We start from the raw sequence: 3287 nt of genomic DNA on the forward strand, positions 1-3287 counted from the left end.
ATACAAAAACGCACGAAGCTTGAATCACTCTCTTAGGGTTGCGGTTGTTCACCCATGTTCAGAAGATGCTTTATTGGGCGCTGTTGAGGCCGCAGAAAAAGAGTTAGTCACTCCTGTCATTATTGGCCCCATTAAGCGCCTTAAAAACTTAGCTCATCGCTTACATATTAATATTGATCATCTAGAGTGCATCGATGTGGAACATAGTCATGCAGCGGCGGCAAAAGCAGTGGAGTTAGCGCGCTTGGGTAAAGTAAATTCAATTATGAAGGGGAGCTTACATACGGATGAGCTTATGCAGGCTGTTTTAGATAAACAGCGAGGACTACGCACTGATCAGCGGGTGAGCCATTGTTTTGTGATGGATATCCCAAGTTATGATCGGCCATTAATAATTACTGACGGTGCGATTAACTTATCACCGGACCTGGAAGCAAAGCGAGATATTACTCAACATGCGATTCACCTTGCACATGCACTTGGTATTGCTATGCCTAAGGTTGCTTTGCTTGCTGCGGTTGAAACTGTAAATGCTAAAATGCAGTGCACAATTGATGCCGCAGCACTTTGTAAAATGGCGGATCGTGGGCAAATTAAAGGCGGAGTATTAGATGGACCTCTTGCCTTTGATAATGCTATTTCTGCGCATGCAGCATCAGTCAAAGGAATTATCTCTGAGGTGGTTGGCCAGGCTGATATTTTGATGGTTCCTGATCTTGTTTCAGGAAATGTGTTAGCAAAACAACTGTCTTACTTGTCTCAAGCGAAGGGGGCGGGAATTGTTTTAGGCGCGAAGGTACCGATTGTGTTGACAAGCCGAGCGGATGATCGCTTAACTCGAGAAACTTCATGTGCTTTAGCGGTCCTAGTGTCTCACTATAACCTGGAATGGCAGCATGCTAAAAACAATATTGACGCTTAATGCAGGTTCATCTTCTTTAAAATTTTCTGTCTATCAGTTGATTTGCTGTGAAACACGACCTGACTTACAAAGAAAGCTTTCTGGTCAAGTTAGGGGGCTAGGAAGTGACCCTTTATCGCTTGAAATGCAATATTTACTCGAAGGGCAGAGTAAAAGCGATGCTGACCGCAAAATGATTTATCTTCAACCAGAAGATGACCCTTATGCTTTGGCTCTAGAAGAGGTTTTAAGTCTTTTAAAAAAAGCAAGATATTATTCCAGATATTGCTGGGCATCGGGTTGTTCATGGCGGAGATTTATTTGAGCATGCAGTGAAAGTTGATCAGGTTGCATTACGGCAGCTTGAGCAGTTTATTCCTTTAGCGCCTTTGCACCAACCGTACAACCTTCAGGAAATTAATAGTGTTGCAGAAGCATTACCTGATGTTTTTCAAGTGGCGTGTTTTGATACGGCATTCCATCAATCAATTCCTGAATTTAGAAAGTATTATGCGCTGCCCCATGAATTATATGAAGAGGGGGTTAAACGCTATGGTTTTCATGGGCTTTCTTATCAATATATTGCAAGTGAACTTAAAGAAAAATTAGGGGCTGAAAGTACAGGTAAAGTGGTTGTTGCACATTTAGGCAGTGGCGCGAGTCTTTGTGGCTTAATTAACCTCAAAAGCCATGCAACGACGATGGGGTTCACCGCGCTGGACGGATTGCCGATGGCAACACGCTGTGGCCAGCTTGATCCTGGTGTCGTGCTTTATTTAGCGCAGCATAAAAAAATGGCTGCACAACAAATCGAGAAGATGCTTTATCAGCAGTCGGGGTTGCTTGGAATGTCAGGTGATTATTCTGATTTAGCGTCATTGTTTGGTTCGGAGCAATTAAAGGATCAATGGCTAGTGGATTACTATGTTGATCAAGTCATTATGCATGTGGCGAGCATCGTTGGTGCATTAGGAGGCGTTGATCTCTTCGTGTTCACAGGAGGGGTCGGTGAAAACTCTGAGCGTATTCGCCAAGCAGTGTGTGAGCGATTGGATTGGCTAGGAGTGCATTTTAGTGGTCAAGCCAACCAACGGCATGAATTAATCATTAGTCAACCTGACAGTAAGGTTAAAGTTATGGTGATGAAAACAAATGAAGCAAAAAATCGTTGCTATGCAGTCAGTGGATGCTTTTTTTAAAAGATAACGGCTAATAAAAAGAGTCAATTAACAGATTATTTGTAAGGAAATAAAGTGGTAGATAGTGTTAGCTTAGAGCTTAAAGAAAAATTTGATGACCAATACCAGCAATTTTTAAGTTTATGCACTCATGGCGCTTCACCTGAAGCGCTATTGTTGGCTTTATATGACTGGTTCCTTCACTTTATCACAGCACCTGGTACGCAGTTATGGTTAGTTGCTGATGCTTGGAAAAAGACTAAAGTTCTGATGGAGCAACTTACCGAAATAAAACATGATGAGGATGAAACAAAAGGTTTTGAATTTGAATCAGCTAAAGATCATCGCTTTCGTGACAGTCAATGGCAACAGTTTCCTTTTAATCTATACGCTCAAAATTTTTTGAATATAGAGCACTGGCTACAACAAGCAATTTCGGAAACACGCGGAGCAAATAAGCATCATATTGAACTGTCTTGTTTTACTGTGCGTCAGTTGTGTGATATGTGGGCACCGACAAATTTTTTGCTGACAAATCCGCTGGCGCTAAAAGCAACCTGGGAAGAGCGTGGAATGAATTTAGTAAAGGGGCATATTCATTGGTTTGAGACGTTGATGCCTCGATTAAAATCTCAAGAAAGTCCGTATAAAGTGGGCGAAACTGTTGCTATTACTCAGGGAAAGGTCGTTTTTCGTAATGACTTAATTGAGCTGATTCAATATCAGCCGTTAACAAAAACTGCTTATAAAGAACCTATTTTAATTTTCCCCTCTTGGATTATGAAATATTATATTTTGGACTTATCGCCACACAACTCGCTCGTTAAATATTTCGTTGATCAAGGTCATCAGGTATTTATTATTTCATGGAAAAAATCCAGAAAAAGATGATAAAAACACAAGCCTCAATGATTATATTTTTGAAGGGGGGCTAGAGGCGATTGATGTTGTTTCTGAAATTACAAAAAATACACGGATTCATTTAGCGGGGTATTGCTTAGGTGGAACACTTGCAGCAATCACCGCCGCATGGTTAGGAAAAATTAATTCAACACAACTAAAAAGCCTCACTTTATTTGCAGCACAGACTGATTTTGAGCAGCCGGGCGAGCTTCAATTATTTATCGATGAAAGCCAAGTTGCTTCTTTAGAAGCTCGAATGGCAACACAAGGCTATTTATCTGGGCAGCAAATGGCTTCAGCATTTC

Annotated in this window: 4 protein-coding genes and 1 pseudogene; all 5 read left to right on the top strand. The window is 41.3% G+C overall.

The genetic code is table 11. The annotated features are described in order from the left end of the window. A partial coding sequence (locus tag BGC07_RS01255; protein WP_069313769.1) for a bifunctional enoyl-CoA hydratase/phosphate acetyltransferase occupies window positions 1-922 on the top strand: 922 nt, incomplete at its 5' end. Beyond that, complete coding sequence (locus BGC07_RS01260; protein ID WP_069311653.1) at window positions 897-1226, top strand: hypothetical protein; 330 nt, start codon at window positions 897-899, stop codon at window positions 1224-1226. The genes BGC07_RS01255 and BGC07_RS01260, both read left to right, overlap by 26 nt. Before the next feature lie 7 nt (window positions 1227-1233). Further along, window positions 1234-2100 (top strand): acetate/propionate family kinase, encoded by an 867-nt coding sequence (locus BGC07_RS01265; RefSeq protein WP_069311654.1) that lies wholly within the window; start codon window positions 1234-1236, stop codon window positions 2098-2100. A 54-nt stretch (window positions 2101-2154) separates the two neighbouring features. Then, entirely contained in the window at window positions 2155-2970 is an 816-nt protein-coding gene (locus tag BGC07_RS01270) for a poly-beta-hydroxybutyrate polymerase N-terminal domain-containing protein (protein ID WP_069311655.1), read from the top strand. Continuing rightward, window positions 2915-3287, top strand: a pseudogene (locus tag BGC07_RS20365) (poly-beta-hydroxybutyrate polymerase); the annotation flags it as partial. The gene BGC07_RS01270 and the pseudogene BGC07_RS20365, both read left to right, overlap by 56 nt.

It is taken from the genome of Piscirickettsia litoralis, from assembly GCF_001720395.1.
GTDB classification, from domain to species: Bacteria; Pseudomonadota; Gammaproteobacteria; order Piscirickettsiales; family Piscirickettsiaceae; genus Piscirickettsia; species Piscirickettsia litoralis.